This is a genomic window from Mesorhizobium sp. M0968 (genome assembly GCF_040319065.1).
Lineage (GTDB): Bacteria > Pseudomonadota > Alphaproteobacteria > Rhizobiales > Rhizobiaceae > Mesorhizobium.
Window position 1 is genome coordinate 183,424 of sequence record NZ_JAMYNL010000003.1, and the last position, 17,841, is coordinate 201,264.

Annotated in this window: 17 protein-coding genes; 10 read left to right on the forward strand and 7 right to left on the reverse strand. The window is 61.1% G+C overall.

Translation table 11 applies throughout. From position 1 onward, the window contains the following. The first annotated feature begins 85 nt into the window (after positions 1-85). From NKH67_RS06350 to NKH67_RS06360, 3 genes are all read left to right on the forward strand, one after another. A complete protein-coding gene (locus tag NKH67_RS06350; RefSeq protein WP_353030407.1) occupies positions 86-1,603 on the forward strand; it encodes a S10 family peptidase in 1,518 nt (505 codons plus the stop codon). A 148-nt stretch (positions 1,604-1,751) separates the two neighbouring features. Then, entirely contained in the window at positions 1,752-3,194 is a 1,443-nt protein-coding gene (locus NKH67_RS06355; protein ID WP_352501917.1) for a sensor histidine kinase, read from the forward strand. After that, positions 3,191-3,865: a LuxR C-terminal-related transcriptional regulator gene (locus NKH67_RS06360; protein ID WP_352469600.1), complete on the forward strand. Its 675-nt coding sequence runs from the start codon at positions 3,191-3,193 to the stop codon at positions 3,863-3,865. The genes NKH67_RS06355 and NKH67_RS06360 overlap by 4 nt, the downstream gene beginning before the upstream one ends. Positions 3,866-3,904: 39 nt before the next feature. On the opposite strand, the gene NKH67_RS06365 is transcribed toward NKH67_RS06360, so the two are convergent. Next, positions 3,905-4,561, reverse strand: a complete 657-nt coding sequence (locus NKH67_RS06365; protein ID WP_352612823.1) for a hypothetical protein — start codon at positions 4,559-4,561, stop codon at positions 3,905-3,907. 697 nt (positions 4,562-5,258) lie between these two features. Here NKH67_RS06365 and NKH67_RS06370 point away from each other — a divergent pair. The 5 genes from NKH67_RS06370 (at position 5,259) to NKH67_RS06390 (ending at position 10,696) form a co-directional block, all read left to right on the forward strand. Then, complete coding sequence (locus NKH67_RS06370; RefSeq protein ID WP_352469815.1) at positions 5,259-6,263, forward strand: LacI family DNA-binding transcriptional regulator; 1,005 nt, start codon at positions 5,259-5,261, stop codon at positions 6,261-6,263. A 73-nt stretch (positions 6,264-6,336) separates the two neighbouring features. Then, complete coding sequence (locus NKH67_RS06375) at positions 6,337-7,692, forward strand: ABC transporter substrate-binding protein (protein ID WP_352469603.1); 1,356 nt, start codon at positions 6,337-6,339, stop codon at positions 7,690-7,692. A 21-nt stretch (positions 7,693-7,713) separates the two neighbouring features. Next, positions 7,714-8,640, forward strand: coding sequence for a carbohydrate ABC transporter permease (locus NKH67_RS06380; protein ID WP_352448137.1), 927 nt, complete (start codon positions 7,714-7,716; stop codon positions 8,638-8,640). Beyond that, positions 8,633-9,475, forward strand: a complete 843-nt coding sequence (locus tag NKH67_RS06385) for a carbohydrate ABC transporter permease (protein ID WP_352469604.1) — start codon at positions 8,633-8,635, stop codon at positions 9,473-9,475. The genes NKH67_RS06380 and NKH67_RS06385 overlap by 8 nt, the downstream gene beginning before the upstream one ends. Before the next feature lie 24 nt (positions 9,476-9,499). Then, positions 9,500-10,696, forward strand: a complete 1,197-nt coding sequence (locus NKH67_RS06390; protein ID WP_352469606.1) for a glycoside hydrolase family 172 protein — start codon at positions 9,500-9,502, stop codon at positions 10,694-10,696. A gap of 76 nt (positions 10,697-10,772) precedes the next feature. On the opposite strand, the gene NKH67_RS06395 is transcribed toward NKH67_RS06390, so the two are convergent. After that, positions 10,773-11,198, reverse strand: coding sequence for a VOC family protein (locus tag NKH67_RS06395; protein WP_352469607.1), 426 nt, complete (start codon positions 11,196-11,198; stop codon positions 10,773-10,775). Positions 11,199-11,609: 411 nt separating this feature from the next. Between NKH67_RS06395 and NKH67_RS06400 the strand changes: the two genes are divergently transcribed. Beyond that, a complete protein-coding gene (locus tag NKH67_RS06400) occupies positions 11,610-11,921 on the forward strand; it encodes a hypothetical protein (protein WP_352469833.1) in 312 nt (103 codons plus the stop codon). Continuing rightward, on the forward strand, positions 11,893-12,333 hold the full coding sequence (locus NKH67_RS06405) for a DUF2267 domain-containing protein (RefSeq protein ID WP_352448133.1): 441 nt from the start codon (positions 11,893-11,895) through the stop codon (positions 12,331-12,333). The genes NKH67_RS06400 and NKH67_RS06405 overlap by 29 nt, the downstream gene beginning before the upstream one ends. Before the next feature lie 12 nt (positions 12,334-12,345). On the opposite strand, the gene NKH67_RS06410 is transcribed toward NKH67_RS06405, so the two are convergent. The 5 genes from NKH67_RS06410 to NKH67_RS06430 form a co-directional block, all read right to left on the reverse strand. After that, entirely contained in the window at positions 12,346-13,341 is a 996-nt protein-coding gene (locus NKH67_RS06410) for a LacI family DNA-binding transcriptional regulator (protein ID WP_352469609.1), read from the reverse strand. A 68-nt stretch (positions 13,342-13,409) separates the two neighbouring features. Next, entirely contained in the window at positions 13,410-14,744 is a 1,335-nt protein-coding gene (locus NKH67_RS06415) for a sulfatase family protein (RefSeq protein WP_352469610.1), read from the reverse strand. Positions 14,745-14,766: 22 nt separating this feature from the next. Then, complete coding sequence (locus NKH67_RS06420; protein ID WP_352501916.1) at positions 14,767-15,582, reverse strand: carbohydrate ABC transporter permease; 816 nt, start codon at positions 15,580-15,582, stop codon at positions 14,767-14,769. Positions 15,583-15,589: 7 nt separating this feature from the next. Continuing rightward, positions 15,590-16,543 (reverse strand): carbohydrate ABC transporter permease, encoded by a 954-nt coding sequence (locus tag NKH67_RS06425; protein WP_352469612.1) that lies wholly within the window; start codon positions 16,541-16,543, stop codon positions 15,590-15,592. A 3-nt stretch (positions 16,544-16,546) separates the two neighbouring features. Next, positions 16,547-17,794, reverse strand: a complete 1,248-nt coding sequence (locus NKH67_RS06430; RefSeq protein WP_352469613.1) for an ABC transporter substrate-binding protein — start codon at positions 17,792-17,794, stop codon at positions 16,547-16,549. Positions 17,795-17,841: the final 47 nt, after the last annotated feature.

Consider the following 17,841-nt stretch of genomic DNA (forward strand, 5'->3'; position numbering starts at 1 on the left):
CTTGTCAGATGTACTGGCGCACGGTGCTGTGACTTTGGTTCGGCCGACGGTGTGCTAGTTTCCAGCCAATTGCTCCGGAGACGTCATGCCTATCAAGCTGCAAGAAATCGCCCTCGCGCTTCTGCTGTTGGTTGCCGGAACTGGGTTCGGTCATGCGGAGACGGCCCAGCGGCCGCCGCCCACAGGCGGGGTTCTCTCGCTCCTGCCACCGCCGCAGACTTCCGATCATTCGATCGTCATTGCCGGACGCACGCTCGATTACGAGGCCAACGCCGGCACGCTGTCATTGCCGTCCGGCAAAGGCGATATCACCGCCGAGATTTTCTATGTCGCCTATGCTCTGCACGCAGGGAAAGAAACGGGACCGGATCCGCGTCGCCCGATCACCTTCGTGTTCAATGGCGGTCCGGGAGCAGCTTCCGCCTATCTCCATCTCGGCGCGCTCGGTCCGCGGGTTCTGGCGACAGCGGCCGATGGAAGTTTCCTGCCGTCGCCGCAGAGGCTGTTCGATAACCCCGACACCTGGCTCGACATGACCGACCTGGTCTTTGTGGACCCTGTCGGAACCGGTTACAGCCGTGAAGCGCCCGGCACGGAAGCACACAGCTTCTGGGGCGTCAGCCAGGACGCCGCGTCGATAGGCGCGTTTATCCGACTCTATCTGGCGCAGACGAACCGTACGGCATCGCCTGTCTTTCTGGCTGGCGAAAGCTATGGCGGCTTTCGAGCAGCATTGCTCGCCAGGAAGCTTCAGGAAGACATCGGCATCAGCCCGAGTGGTGTCGTGCTGATTTCGCCGGCGCTCGAATTCACGCTGGTGCGCCCGGACGAGTTCCAGCCGCTCCACTGGGCGCTGGAACTGCCGTCGCTGGCGGCAGTGCGCCTACACAGCGAAGGCGTTTCCGGCCCGGCCCTGCAGGAGCGGCTGGCGGAAGTCGAACGCTATGCGCTCGGCGATTATCTGGCCGCGCTGGCCGGTGGGCTGGAGCAGGGTGGACGCCTGGCGAGCCAGCGTGTCGCCGCAATCACCGGTCTGCCGCTCGATCTCGTCCAGCGGCACTTTGCACGCATTCCCATAGGGCTGTTCGCCAAGGAGTTTGCACGGGCAAAGGGCAATGTTCTCAGCGCCTATGACGGCAACATCGCGACTGCGGACGTGGCGCCAGAGAGCCTGGGAGTCGAGGGTCCCGATCCGGTGCTCGACCGAAGCGTGCCGGCGCTCACCTCCGCTTTCGTCGGCTATGTGCGTGATGAATTGAACTTCCGCACGGATATCAGCTATCGGCTTCTCAACCGTGAAGTCAGCGGCAATTGGGACTATGGGACGAGCGCGACGCGTCAGGGCTATGCGGGTGTCATGGACGACCTTCAACAAGCGCGCGTGCTAAACCCCAGCCTCGGCGTGCTGATCGTCAACGGCTACAGCGACCTGGTGACGCCGTACATGGGCTCGCGCTACCTGCTTGGTCAAATTCCTTCGCTTGCCGGCGCAAAGCCCATTCGCACCGAGGTGCTGGAGGGCGGGCACATGATGTATCTGAGGCCGGATGGACGGGCGGCACTGAAGCAGGCCGCGTCCGAGCTTTACCGAACGACGCAATGAGACGGTTTGCCCAAAAAAGCGCCGGATACGCTGTTCGCCCTCTCATCAGGCCCTAGTTCCATCCCGATTGATCGGTTACACACCTAGGATGGCGTCTTTCAGCGACGTTCGACAACGGATTAGCCGGCTCTCCAGAATCGCGCCACTGGTGCGGCGTGCTGCCGAGCGGGCCATTCGGAACACCAAGCCACACAGGCTGACAAGCCTTGTTGACCGTTGGAATGCGCTGTCGCTGGCAACGCAGTTCCTGCTCGCGGGCGGTCTATTTTCCCTGTCAGCCATGGTGGTGGTGGGGATTTCCGTCACGAACCATATAGAAACCGTGGTCACGCAGAATTCGGCTTCCGCGACGGCTCTTTACGTGGACAGCGTTATCGCGCCGCTGCTTCCGGATATGCGCAAGAGCGAAGTGCTCGACGAGAGCGTCGCCCACGCGCTCGATGAAACGCTGGGACAAGGGGCACTCGGCACAAGGCTCGAATCCTTCAAGCTCTGGCGTCGCGACGGAACCATCCTGTATTCGACCGACAAGACATTGATCGGCAAGCGCTTTGAACCCAGCGACAATCTCCGGGCGGCATTCGCAGGCCAAATGGTCTCGGAGTTCGACAAGCTGGACGATTCGGACAGCGAGGCCGAAAGGGCCAGCGGCTTGCATCTCCTCGAGATCTACAATCCGGTGCTGCAGCCATGGTCGGGGGAAGTGGTGGCCGTTTCAGAATTCTACGAGGTCGCCACTGATTTTGAAAGAAACCTGCATCAGGCACTCATTCGAACCTGGCTGGACGTTGCCGCCGTCACAGCGGCCTTCTTTCTCGGGCTGTCGGCAATCGTGTTCCGTGGCAGCCGCATGATCAGTTCGCAGAGCCGCTCGTTGAAGCAGCGCATCGCCGAGCTTTCCGATCTGCTTGCGCAAAACAGACTGTTGAGGCTGCGGGTGCAGCGTGCCTCGCAGCGTGCCACCGCACTTAACGAACGCTATCTCAGGCGCATCGGTGCGGACTTGCACGATGGCCCGGCGCAATTGGTTGCTCTCGCGGCGCTGGGGATCGACAGCCCCGTCATTGCCGATCCCGCTACGCCGCAATCGAAGCGTGCACAGGAATTGCTGGCCATCAAAGCACATCTGGACGATGCCATGCGCGAGATCAGGAGCATCAGCAAGGGCCTTGTCCTGCCGCATATCGAGCATGCCGAACTGGGTGAAATTCTCCAGCTTGCCGTACGGGCGCACGAAGAACGAACCGGCGTCAAAGTGAGATTATCGATGACCGGCGGCCATGCGCCGTTGTCGCCGGCGGCCAAGATCTGCATCTTCCGCTTCGTCCAGGAGGCGCTGAACAATGGATTCCGTCATGCCGGAGGTGAAGGTCAGTCGGTCGAGAAACATTTCGACGGCGAGCGCGTTTGTATCGAAGTGGCCGACGCCGGCGCCGGCTTTGACCCGCAAATCGTGCGTCCCGAGAGGCTGGGACTCGTAGGGCTGCGCGAGCGGGTGGAAAGCCTCGGGGGCCAGTTTACCGTAACTTCCTCACAGAGTGGCACAGTCGTAAGAATGGCCCTCAACATCGTTGAAATGGGGCAGACATGACAGCAGCCATCAAGCTCGCCATCGTCGACGACCACCCGCTGTTCAGGGAAGGCGTTGTGCGCACGCTCGATCAGATCGGCGGGTTCGAGATCGTCGGTGAAGGAAGCAGCAGAGACGATGCCCTGCGGATAATCGAAGACCAGCGGCCCGACATTCTGCTGATGGACATCTCGGTTCCTGGAGGTGGCCTTGGCGTGATCGGACCGGCCCTTGAGCGGCATCCGGCACTGAAAATTGTGATGCTGACCGTTTCGGAAGAAAACCAGCACGTGATGACCGCGTTGCAGAGCGGGGCAAGGGGCTATGTTCTGAAGGGGGTCGGGTCGAGGACGTTGGCTGCGATCCTGCGCACGGTAGCGTCGGGCGAACGATATGTCTGTCCACAATTGTCGGCGCGCCTGTTGGCCGATCTCTCGGCTCAATCAAAAGAGCCGGCGAAAGCTGACGGACTTGCCGACCTCACCAGCCGCGAAAGGGAGATCCTGACGCTGGTTGCCGCGGGACTGAGCAACAAGCGGATCGGGCTTCGGCTGAACCTCCATGAAAAGACGATAAAGCACCACATGACGCGAATCCTGGCCAAGCTCAACGTCAGCAACAGGACCGAAGCTGCCATGACCTTGCGCGACGCGACTGAGCGCCGCCATCCGCCTGTTCGCGATCATGCTTGAGCCGAAATTGCCGCACTGCGCGGCCATGTGAACTGGCCCTCAGTTGATCATTCCAAGCAACCTGTCCCGATCGGAACGCGTCGCCAGGCGCCGAATGATGATGCGGCCCTCGGCATCCCGCATTTCATATTGGTCGCTGTCGATGCGTTCGCTGAGTCCGTTCGAATGCACCACGCCAATGCTCGGGCCGCTCACCTCGACCCGGTCTCCTGTGGATGCGTTGACAAAGAGTTTTGGCTTGCTATCGGGGTTTACCGCAGGGGCGGGATCAGGGAGATTGTCGTCCTGCGACTTTGCTTTGCCCTTGCCGGCACCAGCGTTCGAGTTCGAATTGCCGGAGTTTCCACCCGAATTGCCCGAATTGCCGTTCCCGTTCCCGTTCCCGCCATTGCCGTTGCCGTTCCCGCCATCTTTGGCCCAGGCAGCCTGCGGGCCGAGCGGCTGCGATGATCCATCGAACACGACGCGATAGGGGCTTACGACGAGAATGAAGGTCAAGACGACTACAGAAATGCCGACACGACGTCCTCGTGAAGATCCGGTCCTTCGTTTCCGGGTCGTCATCAATGAACTTGTCAGTCGCATGTCGGAACTCCCCTTAATCATACGGCTCTGTCGTACTGCCTCCTGTTCGAAATTCGTGTGATGCTTAAAACAATGGTTTGCGTCCGGAACGTCAAGACCCACCAGTCCCACGATGGTAACTGGTGGGCCTCGCTAGCGCAGGAAGGGACTATTTACTGCGCAAGTCTTTTGCCTTCCTTTGGTTGCGTCTCTCCGCGGTAGCGCCGACTTCCACCGTCAGCCAACAATAAATCCAATGGCCGCGACCCCGAAGCACAGGCCAAATAACGGAAAAAGCAGCCAACGTGCCTGGTGAATGCTCGGGTCCATGGCGGCCTCCTGTAACAGTCGGCATCGCAACGGGGCTCCTCGGAACTCAGTTCCTGAAACTCTCGCATTCGGGCTTTTGCGATAGCAGCCTCGGACCAAAGTTTGGCTGTGCGGGTCCTTGGTCGATAGGCCTACAGACTGAAGTCCCTATGTCAGGAGCCTGCCCTGCATTCGGCGACCTTTGTGTCCAACCGGCAGCTGCGATCCACCGCCCCTTCGAATGCTTTGCGTTTCTGGCTCTATGGCAGCAACGCCGTTGGTCTACTGCCGCATCGTTGAAACGCCACCAATACAGACCCATATGCGAATTGCGTCGGATGTCTCCTCCCATTGCGTCCGGCGCGTTCCCCTCTGGAGGTTATAGACCTTCACACTTGGCCGGGCTTAACAACCCGGCCTTTTCTTTTGGCATTTGTGTAATCCGCCTGATGGCCCTAGTTTGCGAGACATCGGTAAAATCGATTTGCAAATGCATTCAAGTGCCCATAACCTGTTCACCATGAGCACGATTTCCAAAGTTGCCACGCGAGCGGGTGTGTCGCGCACGACCGTGTCGCATGTCATCAACCATGCGGACCGGGTATCGAAATCGCTGCGTGAGCGCGTACAAGCGGCGATCGACGAACTCGGCTACACCCCGAACCCGCAGGCGCAGAGCCTGCGCACCGGCCGTACCAACATCATCGCGATGCTGATCCCGGACATCCGCAACCCGTTCTATCCGGAGCTGGTGAAAACGGCGCAGTCGACGCTCGAAGTGGTCGGCCTCGACATGCTGATCTTCAACACCGACGTGCCGGGCGGACATTCACAGGATCACGGCCGCGAGTATTTGCGCCAGATCGGGCGCAAGCGGGTCGACGGCGTCATCGTTGCCGACTTCGCGCTGCACGGCATGCACAGCGAATTGCTCAGCCTCGATCTGCCCGCCGTCTTCATCGGCCATCTGCCGAACCATGCTGTCGACAGCGTCCAGCTGGACGATTTCGGCGGCGGCTATCTGATGGGCGAGTATCTGGCGAAGAGGGGCCATCGCCGCATCGCCCATGTCACCGGGCCATCCTTTTTCAAGGAGGCGATGGCGCGTGCCGCCGGTTTCGAAAAAGGGCTCGCCGACAATGGCGTGCCAATCTCCGCCGATCTGCGGTTTGAGGGAAGCTATCTTGCCCCGTCAGGGCGGGAAGCGGTCACCTGGCTCAGGGAGAAGCACGGCGGACACCTGCCGTCGGCGATGTTCTTCGCCAATTATCTGATGGCCTCCGGTGCGCTGACCGAATTCTACGACCATGGGATCAATATCCCTCAGGATATCGCCATCGCAGTCTTCGATGACCTGCCTCAACTGGAATATGTCAGGCCGAAGCTGACCTGTGTCGGCAACAGTCCGACAATGCTTGCCAAGCGCGCCACGGAAATGCTGCTCGAACGGCTGGGCGGCAAAGTCGAGGGCGCGCCGCGCACCGAAGTGATCCCATGCGCGTTGAGCCCATTCGACAGCGCGTGACGCCAGATGCCGGCAAAGGGAACGGAGGTCCCTTCGCCAACGTTCGACCGAACAACATCCAAGGGAGGAATTGATGACTGACAAAACGACCCGCGACCGGCCATTGGCCAGCCTGAATCGCCGTCGGCTGATCCAGGGCGGCGCCACTTTCGCTGCCGCCGGCCTCACAGGCTTCCCGTTCATCAACAGGATGGCCGTGCGCGCTCAGGAAGCGCCGCTGAAATTCTGGCAGTTCTATGCGCCTGGCGGAGACGTGAAGCCGCAGGTCCAGTGGTTCGAGAAGCTGGTGGCCGACTGGAACGACGGCCACGACCAGAAGGTCGAGCTCGAATATGTCGTCAACAGCGAGTACATCTCCGGTTCCAAGCTGGCAACGGCCTTCGCGTCGGGCGAGGGTCCTGACATCTTCCTCATCAGCCCAGGCGATTTCCTGCGTTATTACAATGGCGGCGTGCTTGCCGACCTGACGCCGCATATCGAGGATGCCGCCAAAGCCGATTTCCCGGAAAGCGTCATCGCCAACCGCATGGTGGACGGCAAGATCTACGGTGTGCCGATGGAAGTCGAGCCGATGGCCTTCTACTATTCGGTCAAAGCGTTCGAGGATGCAAAGCTCAACGAGAACGACGTGCCGAAGACCTGGGACGAGCTGTTGGCGGTCGCCAAAAAGCTGACGACGCCCAGCCGCTACGGCGTGCTGTTCGAAACGACTCCCGGCTATTACCAGAACTTCACCTGGTATCCGTTCCTGTGGCAGGGCGGTGGCGAATTCCAGGGCAAGGACGGCAAGAGCGCCTTCGATTCGCCGGCCACCGTCCAGGCGCTGAAACTCTGGCAGGATGCCATCAATACCGGCGTGGCGCCGCGTCAAGTGGTCGGCGGTGGTTTCGACATAGTCGCCAATCTCGGGGCAGGGCTGTGCGCCATGCAGAACTGCGGCATCTGGGGCATTTCGGCGATGGACAACAACGCCAAGGACGTGCCCTACGGCATCTTCAAATTGCCGACACCGGCCAATGGCAAATACGTCACCGTCGGCGGGGGCTGGGCCTTTGTCGCCAATGCCGGAGGCAAGAACCCGGATGCTTCCGCCCAGTTCTGCGCCTGGGCGCTGGCCTCAATGGATACGGCATCGATCGACCGGGTCGTCAACTGGTGCACTGTCGCCAAGAGCGACATGCCGCCGCGCAACAGCGCGCTGAAGGCCGGCGCCGATGTCTTCAGCACCGGCAAGTTCGGCACCTTCGCCAAGGAGATCCATCCGGGGACGCGCGCCGAGCCGCGGGTTCCGCCGGAGGCCTACAAGATCATCTCCGACGCCATCCAGTCGGCACAGCTTGGCGGGGTTGATGCCCAGCAGGCGGCGACGACGGCCAGTCAGCAACTCGATGCGTTCCTCGCTTCCTATTCCGGCGCGCCGATCCTTTAGGCCCTTTCCAGCATGGATCAGATGAAACCGCCAGCCGCGGGCGCGAATTCCGCCCGCGGCCTCACCGCCAAGCAAAGGGAGCGCTGCGCCGCATGGCTGTTCGTCCTGCCCGATGCGGTTGGCCTGCTGGTGTTCGTCGGCGTGCCGATGCTGCTGTCGCTCGCCGTCGGGTTCTTCGAGGTCAACGGCTTCGGCGGCTACAGGTTCGTCGGGTTCGGCAATTACAGGCGCATGTGGGGCGACCCGCTGTTCTGGTCGTCCGTGAAGGTGACGGTAGCTTATGCCGTCATGCTGGTGCCGGCGCTCTACGTCGCCGGACTGGGACTGGCGCTTCTGGTGCAGAAGACCAACCGCTTCAACGCGGTCATGCGCTCGATGTTCTTTGCGCCGCAGATGGTCAGCCTGGTCGTGGTGGCGCTCGTGTGGCAGCTCATGCTGGTCGAAAAGGTCGGCATCGTCAGCCGGCTGGCGCCGCTCGTCGGCCTCGGCGGAATTTCGCTGCTCGGCGATCCAAATCTGGCGCTGTTCACGCTGGTGCTGGTCAGCGTCTGGTTCCTGATGGGTTTCTACATGCTGATCTTCCTCGGCGGGCTCCAGGACATCCCGGCAGAGTACTACGAAGCCGCAAAGATCGACGGTGCCGGGCCGGTGACAAGCTTCTGGTACATTACTTTGCCCCTGCTCAAGCCGACCAGCTTCTTCGTCCTCCTGGTCTCGCTCGTCGCGGCTGTCGCCGGCGGCCAGGTCTTCGACCTGATCTATGTGATGACCAAAGGCGGTCCGGTCAATTCGACCTCGGTGCTGATCATCTACATCTACAAGCAGGCATTCCAGTTCGGCGCGTTCGGCTATGCATCGGCAATGGCATCGCTGCTGGTGCTGGCGCTGATGCTGGTCACGGTCTTCTTCTTCGTGCTGACGCGCGGCGGACGTTTCGAGCATGACTGACGGCCGAACTCCTTCCGGCCGTTCGCAGATACGAGCGGCGAGACTTGCCTGGATGCTGGCAACCGCCGCACTTGGCCTGATGACGGTATTCCCGCTTGTCTGGATGCTGGTCATCTCGCTCAAGCCGGCGAGCGACGTCTTCACGCCGAGCCTCATTCCGGAACGCCCGACGCTCGGCAATTTCCTCTATGTGCTGACCGAGGTGCCGTTCCTGCGCTATCTCTTCAATTCGTTCTTCGTGTCGGCGACGGTGACGGTCGCCGCGCTGTTCTTTCATTCGATGGCCGGCTATTCGCTCGCACGGCTGCGTTTTCCGGGCCGCGACACGCTGTTCCTCGCCATGTTCTCGACCTTTCTGGTGTCGCTGCCGGTAATCATCGTGCCGCTGTTCATCCTGACGCGGATGCTGCACATGCTGGACAGCTATGCCGGGCTGATCATTCCGGCGATCTTCAACGCGTTCGGCATCTTTCTGCTCAGGCAATACTACCTGTCGCTGCCCAGGGAACTGGAAGAAGCGGCGATCATGGATGGTGCCGGCTACTGGCGCATCTATTGGAGCATCATCCTGCCGCTCAGCCGGCCGATCCTGTCGGCACTGGCGATCCTGTTCTTCCTCGCCAACTGGAATGCTTTCCTGTGGCCGTTGACGATCACATCGGACCTCGATCTCTGGGTGGTGCAGGTAGCCATTGCGAACTTCAAGAGCCAGTACGCCGCCGCCTGGAACTACGTCATGGCCGCCTCGACCATCGTCGCCGTGCCGATGCTGGTCCTTTTCGTGATCTTCCAGCGCCAGATCATGGAATCCATCAAGACAAGCGGCCTGAAATAACCGCTGAAGCAAGAGGAGAAACACATGGATAATGCCGGCCTGTCGCCGCTTCGCGGGCTCGCCAAATTGCGCGACGCCAAAACCCGCCGGTTCTCAAGCTACGACCGCACCGGCGGCAATGACGACCGGCTGCACATTGAACCCGGCCAGACGGTGGTGATTGCCGAACATGACGGTGCCGGCATCGTCACGCATATCTGGGCGACGCTCGCCTGCAAGAGCGAGGACTTCCTGCGCAAGATCGTGCTGCGCGCGTACTGGGATGGCGAGGAACATCCGAGCATCGAAACGCCGATCGGCGATTTCTTCGGCATGGGGCATGCCCGCACCCGCAATTTTGCCAGCCTGCCGGTCCAGGCAAGCCCCGAGGACGGCAAGGCCTTCAACTGCTATTTTCCGATGCCGTTTGCCAGCCACATGCGCTTCACCGTCGCCAATGAAGCTGAGGACGACCTGCTTTTCTATTACTATGTCGATCTCGAACTGCATGAGGAACTCGAGGAAGGCCTGGGCCGCTTCCACGCCCAATACAGTCAGCAGCGACCTGACGGCATAGACGAGACGGGGTTGGCCAACGAGCAGGTCCTGTTTGGCGGGGAAAACACCGACGGGAACGGCAACTACACCATCCTGGAGGCGGAAGGTCATGGCCACTATGTCGGCGTACTCTATTCCGTCTATTCGCGGCGGCGTTCCGCACTATGGGACTGGTATGGCGAGGGCGACGACATGATCTTCGTCGATGGCGAGCCGGGCATTTCCGTGCCGGATACAGTGCGCAAGCCCGATCCGCGCGTCGGACCGAAGGCCGAACTGATCGACGATCGCGGCGAGACCGGCCCCGGCGCCAACGATGCCTGGCCGCCGACGCTGCACGGCACCGGCACGGAAGATTATTTCAATACGGCATGGTGCCCGACACAGGACTACAGCGCGCCCTATCACGGCATCATCGCCGCCGGCGGGCCGAACTGGACCGAGCCGGTTACGCTCTATCGCTGGCACATAGAGGACCCGGTCATCTTCCACAAACGCATCCGGGTGACCATCGAGCACGGTCACGCCAATCGCCGCTCGGACGACATTTCGTCGGTCGCCTTCTGGTATCAGGCCGAACCGCACAAACCGTTCGAAGCGCTTGTCGATGTCGAGGACCGCATCCCCACCTATCGCGCGCCTTATCACAATTGGAATGCCGCCTTCGACGAGAAGAGGCGTTAGGCCGGGATGCGTTCGAATTGAACCGTGCATCCCGCGCTATCTGTGTCGGGGCACGACCCTGCCGCAGCGTGCCGCCTCAGCTGCGAGGTGGAAGTTGCTGGACAGACCAGGTGTTGCCGTCGGGATCCTCAAAGAAGACAAATCTGCCCCAGGGAAAATCCTTGATATCGCTGACCTCGATACCTTGAGCGGCCAGGTACCGGTGAGCCTCATCGATATCGGGCACGACGAGTTGCAGGCCCCTTATGGATCCCGGGGGGCTGTCGACGAGGCCCTTGCCCATGGCAATCGAACAGGCCGAACCGGGCGGCGTCAATTGCACGAAACGTATCTCGTCGCTTACGGTGTGGTCGTGATCGAGATGAAAGCCGACCTTCCCAACATAAAAGGCGATTGCTCTATCGACGTCCGATACGGGGACCGGGACCAGCTCCAGCTTCCAATCCATGACAGCCCTTTCGCAGCTTGATCGCCAAGTGGTGCCGAACACCGTGGGCGCCATCCCGCCATCTTCCCAATGCCATTGTCGGCGCGGGCCGCTCAGTCAGTCAAGAGATACCCGGGCTCGGGCAACGTGAGGACTGGTCTCATTGCTGAGACGGCGTTCGGAACCGATGAGCACAAGCTCAGTTAGGCGGAGGACAACCACCTTTCGGATCAGCAAGGCCGACTTTAATGATCGGAACGCAGGCGCCGAATACAACTGTGGGAAGGTTGAACGGGCGTCGTTGACGCGCGAAGGGATTGCTTGGAAGCGACGCTCGCCGAAGCTGGCGAGATCGTCGGACGGCGAAGCCGAAGCGCAATTATGCCGTGAATGCCTACGATTCGGCCTGCCTTCTCCTTGCCGCGATCAAAGACGCCAGCACTGTATCCAAGGGGACATCCGAGCCGGCGCGACGTTCTGGCGGCGGTGCACAATATCCGTTTCAAGGGAATCGCTTATCGCGAGCCCGTTCGGTGGGATGAAAAGGGTGACAATCTGGCCGCTGTGACTGCACTCAACGGGGTGGAAAACGGCCGCTTCCGACAGATCGCCGAAATCCAGCAGATGCAGAGTTGTCGAGCAGACCTGACGCCGACAGGCTCTCCGACCGAACCGGTTTCCGCCGCTTTGCCAGGACGATTTTCACAGGACCACGAAACAATAATCTCCGGTCGCCGTTTCGCCCGCAGAACCTTTCGAGGAGGCGACGATGAGCGCAACCGGCTTGGACGTTTTTGACAAAACGCTGCAAATAACAAACATTTGGCTTGACGAAATCATGGCGGATCTTGGTCCGGATCGACACGTCGCCTGGCATACATTGGGCGCCGTTCTGCGAACCCTTCGCGACAGGCTGCAGATCGGACTGGCGGCCAAATTGGGAGCGGAACTGCCGCTGCTCGTGCGCGGCGCCTACTATGATCGCTATCGGCCCGCCGACATGCCCGACAAGACACGCTCGCTCGAGAAATTCCTGCAACACATCGCCGATGAATTGAAATCGACCCGTCCTGTCGATCCCGAGGATGCGGCACGCTCTGTGCTGCGTGTGCTTGCACGGCATATCGACCTTGGCCAGTCGGCAAAGGTGCGGGATGCGCTGCCAAAGGAAATCCAGGTCCTCTGGCCTGAAAGCGTGGGCGTCAAATAGCGGCGATCCTGCTCATGCGGACGCGCGACGGACCAACTGCCACGAAACGCTGAAAAGGGTAGGTATTGCGCCCGGTGTTGCCGAGATCAATGAGATCAGATGATCGGCAAGATGGTCGTAGTGGGCAGTTTCGGGGCCGATTGTCGTCAATGCCGGATGACTGAATTCGCCCTCGTCGATATTGCCGCAGCCGATGACTGCAATGTCGCCGGGCACGGAGAGGCCGGCCTCCTCGAATGCGTGCAGGGCGGTCACGGCGGCAAGATCGGATTCGACGAAAAGCGCGGTCGGCCGATCCGCGCGGGCGGCCAGCGCCGTAGCATTGGCAAACGCAGCCTTGCGCGCCTCTGCACCGCCGATCACCAGGTCGTCTCGCAGCGGAAGGCCGCGTGCTTGCAGGAAGCTGCGATAGGCGGCGAGACGGCTCCCGTCCACCGCTTGCTCATGCACCATATAGGCGATGCAGCGATGGCCGGCTCGGTAGAGGTAGTCGAGTGCCTCGAAAACGGCCCTGCCGGTATGCTGGCGCACAACCGAGAAGCCTGCCGGCTCGATGGTCGGATGGAAGATCACCGCTGGCCGGCCCGCGGCCGCCAGGCGCGCGGCCAAGACCATCACCTCGGGCTCGGAGAGATGCTGCCAGTCGGCGATAATGCCGTCTGCCAGCCCGCTCTCGATTTCCCTTACGATCCGGTCGGTTCGTTCGAAGGTGTCTCCCGCGGTGATAATTGTCGAAAATCCCCTCAGAGCCGCTCCAGATTGGATATCCTGCGCGATCCGGTCGCTGAACGGCACGCCGAGACGAGGCAGTACAAGGCAGATTCGCTCGGCCTGCTGGCGGCGCAGCTGCCGCGCGGTGCGGTTTTGCACATAGTTGAGCTCAGCGACGGCCTCGAGGATGCGCTGCCGCGCCTCCTTGCCGACGAACTTCAGGCGCGTGCTGTCGCCGCTGAGCAGGTACGACACGGCAGCGGTCGATACATTGGCGCGCCGGGCGACATCGGCCATGGTCGGCGCCTTTCTGCGATCGGGACTTCTCTCGTGCATTGTTGGATCCGCTGCGCGACGTGACATGATCAGCTGTCGCTCAGCCGGATCTCATTCCAGCTTCCATGCCCGGCGGCAAGGATCTCGGGCCTTGCCTCGCCGGCCTCCTCCATCAGGGCAACGATGCGGCCTCGCAGCCATGCACGCGTCGCTGCGTGATCGGGCGAAGCTATGAGATTGGTTAGTTCGTTTGGATCGGCATCGAGGTCGTAGAGCCTCGCCTCGACATAGAAATCGCTGCCGGAATCCCGCCAGCCGTCTTTTCCCGGTGCCTCGACCTCATATTTCCACCGTCTGGTGCGCAAGGCGCGGCCGACATGGTGCTCGCTGATTTGAATGAATATCTCGTCGCGCGGCGGCCGTTCGCCCTGCAGCGTGTCGAGCAGCGAGACGCCCTGGATCGAATTGGGCACTTTCAGGCCGGCCGCGGCGAGCAGGGTCGGCGCGAGATCGACGAGGCTGACCAGGCCTTCATATGTGCCGATGCGCTGGAAGCCGGGGCCGTGGAATAGCGTCGGCACGCGGATCGACGCCTCATGACAGGAACGCTTGTATTCGTTGTTGCGGGTCTTGAAGTGACATCCGTGGTCGGAGGTGAAGAGGATGATCGTGTCGTCAAGCCGGCCAAGGCTGTAGAGCGCCTCGATCAGCCGTCCAAACGCCTCGTCGAGGCGTGCGACCATGCCCAGATAGCCGGGGAAATGTTCCGCTGTCGTGCCGCCAAGTGCGGCGAGATCGCCGGGAATGGCGAGCTTCTTGCGGATCCTGTCCTCGTATCCGAGCGGGGCAGGGTAGTTGTCCGTCTGGTTCTGGTGATGCGGCTCGAGGAAGGACAGGAATAGAAAGAACGGCTCGTCTTCCCTCGATGCGACATAGCGGATTGCAGCGTCGGTTAGGGCATCGACGCGGTATCCCGGCAGCTTCACCGCCTTGCCGTCATTGTCGTGGACGACGGTGTCGAAGGGGCCGGAAGTGAACTCCAGGATGTTGGAGGCCAGCCAGTAGCGATAGCCGCCGCGTTGTTCCTGGGTGACCGGCTCGGCGGACCCCAGGTGCCACTTGCCGATGTAGGCGGTGTCATAACCTGCCGCGGTGAAATGATGCGCGAGCGTACGCTCGCTCTTCGGCAGCGGGATGTCGTTGCGGTAGCAGCCGGTGATGGTCGGGTACCGCCCCGTCTGGAACACGGAGCGGGCGGGTCCGCAAACGGGCTGGCAGGTAAACGAATTCGCCACGAACGTGCCGGTCCCGGCGAGGCGGTCGAAATTTGGCGTAAGCTCGAGCGGATTGCCATGGACACCAACGGTGTCCCAACGCTGCTGGTCGGTGAAGAAGACGATCACATTCGGTCGGCGGGACGTCATAGAGTGCAATGCCTTCGAATGGTCATTTCATGCCTGCCAGCATCACGCTGCGGACGAAGTAGCGCTGCGTGAAGAGGAACAGCAGCAGGCTCGGGATGAAGAGAATGATCCCGCCCGTCGCCGTCAGGTTCCACCGGGTGAAGAATTCCTGGTTGAAAAGCGTCAGTCCCGTCGTGATCGGCCGCATTTCGGTGGTGTTGACGGCGACCAGCGGCCAGAGGAATTCGTTCCACTGGAACACGAAGGTGAGGAGGGCCAGCGTCGCCAGTGCCGGACGGACCTGCGGCAGCACGATGCGCCAGTAAAGGCCGAGTTCCGAGCAGCCGTCCATCCGTGCAGCGTCAAGCAACTCGTCGGGAATTGGACGGATGAACTGCCGCATCAGGAAGATTCCGTAGGCGCTCATGGCGAATGGAAGGATAAGGCCCTGATAGGTGTTGAGCCATCCCATCCGCGCGGTGAGCACATAGAGCGGGATCATGCGGATGAAGAATGGGATCATCAAAGTCGACAGCACCGCGACAAACATGACGCGCTTACCGGCGAATTCCATCTTCGCGAAGACGTAGCCGATCAACGGATCGAAGATCAGATGGAGGAAGGTAATCCCGCCGGCGATGATGAAGCTGTTGAGCGTGAAACGCGCGAACGGCGCCTTCTGCCAGATGTCGATGTAATTCGTGAATTGCCACGTCTCGGGGATCAGAATCGGAATGCCGCTGAAGACGTCGGCATCGCTCTGCAGCGACAGCGAAAGCATGTAGAGGAACGGAAAGATCGACAGCGCCACGCAGAAGAGCAGCAGTAGGTAGGACGGGAGCGTTTTTGCCAATGTCATGCCAACCTCAATAGGTGGTTTCGCGGTTGAGCAGGCGGAACTGAACGAAGGTGATGGCCAGGATCAGCAGGAACATCAGGAAAGACAGCGCCGAGGCGTAGCCGATGTTGAGCTCGAAGAAGGCTGCCTCGAACACGTGCAGGCTGAAGAACCGCGTCGCGTCGGCCGGTCCGCCCTTGGTTATCAGGTAGGCCGGCGCCAGCTCCTGCAGTTGGCTGATCGTGCTGACGACCGCGATGAACAGCGTCGTCGGCGTCAACAACGGCCAGGTCAGATAGCGGAATTGCTGCGTCGGCGTGGCGCCGTCGATGGATGCGGCATCATAGAAGTCGGACGGGATCGACTGCAACGCGGAGAGGTAGATCAGCATGGCATAGCCGACATCCTTCCAGACCGTGATGGCGATGAGGGTCGGCAGCGCGGTCGAGGTGTCGCCGAGCCAATTCTGGGTCGGCAGCCCAAGCTCGGCAAGAAAGCTGTTCAAGATGCCAGTGTAGGGATCGAGAATTGCCTGCCACATCAACGCGACGATCACGAAGGAGGTGATGTAGGGAAAGAAGATGATTGCGCGGATCAGAGTGCGCCCCGGGATCGGCCGGTTGAGCACGACCGCCAGTCCGAGGCCAATGGCGATGCTGGCCGCGGTGACGCCTATCGCGAAGGCCAGCGTCACGAAGAGCGACTGCCGAACGCGCGCGTCGCCGAGCGCAGCAACGTAGTTGTCCAATCCGGCGAATCGGCTCTCGCCGATCAGCGGCTGGCCGCTGTACAGGCTCGCCCAAAACTCTAGTCCGATCGGATAGAAGAAATAGACCGAGAAATAGAGGATTGCTGGCGACAGCAGCAGGTAAGCGAGAAGCGTTTGCCGGGTGCGCCGGCTGAAGCGGCCAGTTCGCCGGGTCGGCATCGCGCCGACGCGAATGTCCGTATCGGCCGTATTGGTGCTGCCGCTGACGATCATCGGCTAGTTGTTGGCCAGGATGACGTTGGCCTCGGCCGCGAATTTCGGCATGATCTCGGCTGCTGGCTTCTGATTGTAGATGATATCCTCGAGCGCACTTTGCAGAAGCTTCTCGATTCGCGCGTGCTTGCCGGTGAGGCGCAGCTCGGCGGTGACGTCTTGCGCGTAAGGCAGGCATTTGCTGAAGCTGCCGATGACCGGATCGGCCTGAACCTCGGCGTTTTCGGCCCAGGATTTGCGCGGCATCGTCATGCCCGCTTCCTTGGTAGCCGCTAGTTCCGTGTCGAGCGCGACGAGCCGCTTCAACAACTCCCAGGCCTCCTTCGGGTGCTTGGCGTCCTTAGGGATCATCACGCTGACGCCGCCCGCGAACGTCGCCTGCACCTTGTGCTTGAGTGATGGCGCAACCGCCCAGTTGAGCTTCGGGTTGCCCGAGCGGATCGGCTTCACGTCCCACGGACCGGTTATGATCATTGCGACCCGGTTGGCCGTGAACAGCTTTTGCGGACCCTCATAGTCAGCACCCGCCGCCGGCTTGGTCGCTGCTTTTTCCTTGTGGATCAGGTCGGCGAGGAACTGGATCGCTTCGATCGCCTCAGGACTGTCGAGATTGACCTTGTTTGTCTTGGGATCGTAATAGCTTACGCCGTTCTGCAGCAGCCACGACGAATAATATCCGATGCTCGGGTTGGGAGCGAAGCCGAAGCGGGCGCCGGTCGTCGTCGCCTTGGCAACCTTCAGGAACTCCTCCCAGGTCGCAGGCGGCGCGTCGAAGCCCGCCTGCTTAAGCATATCGACGTTGTACACGAGGGTGGCGCAGGTGAGGTGGATCTGGACGCCATAGTACTGGTCGCCGAGTTTGTTGCGCTCGACGGAATAGGCTTGCCAGTCGTCGGGATAGCCGATCGCCTTGCCGTCTTGTTCGATGAAGTCGTTCAGCGGCCGCAGCAGATTCCGCTGGCCGAATTCCTGCACCCAGCCGCCGGGTTCGGCGACGAGATCGGGCGCGCTCTTCGCCGCAAAATCCGCCACCAGCTTGGTGCGCATATCCGGCCACTGGAATTTCTCCCACTGCACCGACCATCCGGGATGATCGGCCTCGAACTTTGCTATTGCATCGGCATAAGCTTGATAGGCGTGGCCGGCGTTCCAATAGAGCGTCAAGGTCTCGGCATGGGCCGCAGTCACGGTCGTCAGGGCCACGCCCAAAACCATGCCGTGCAGGAATCCGACTGACTTGTAGCGGCTCATCTTGGTCTCCTCCCTGGTTTGCCCCGCCTTCCTCACAATGGATGGCG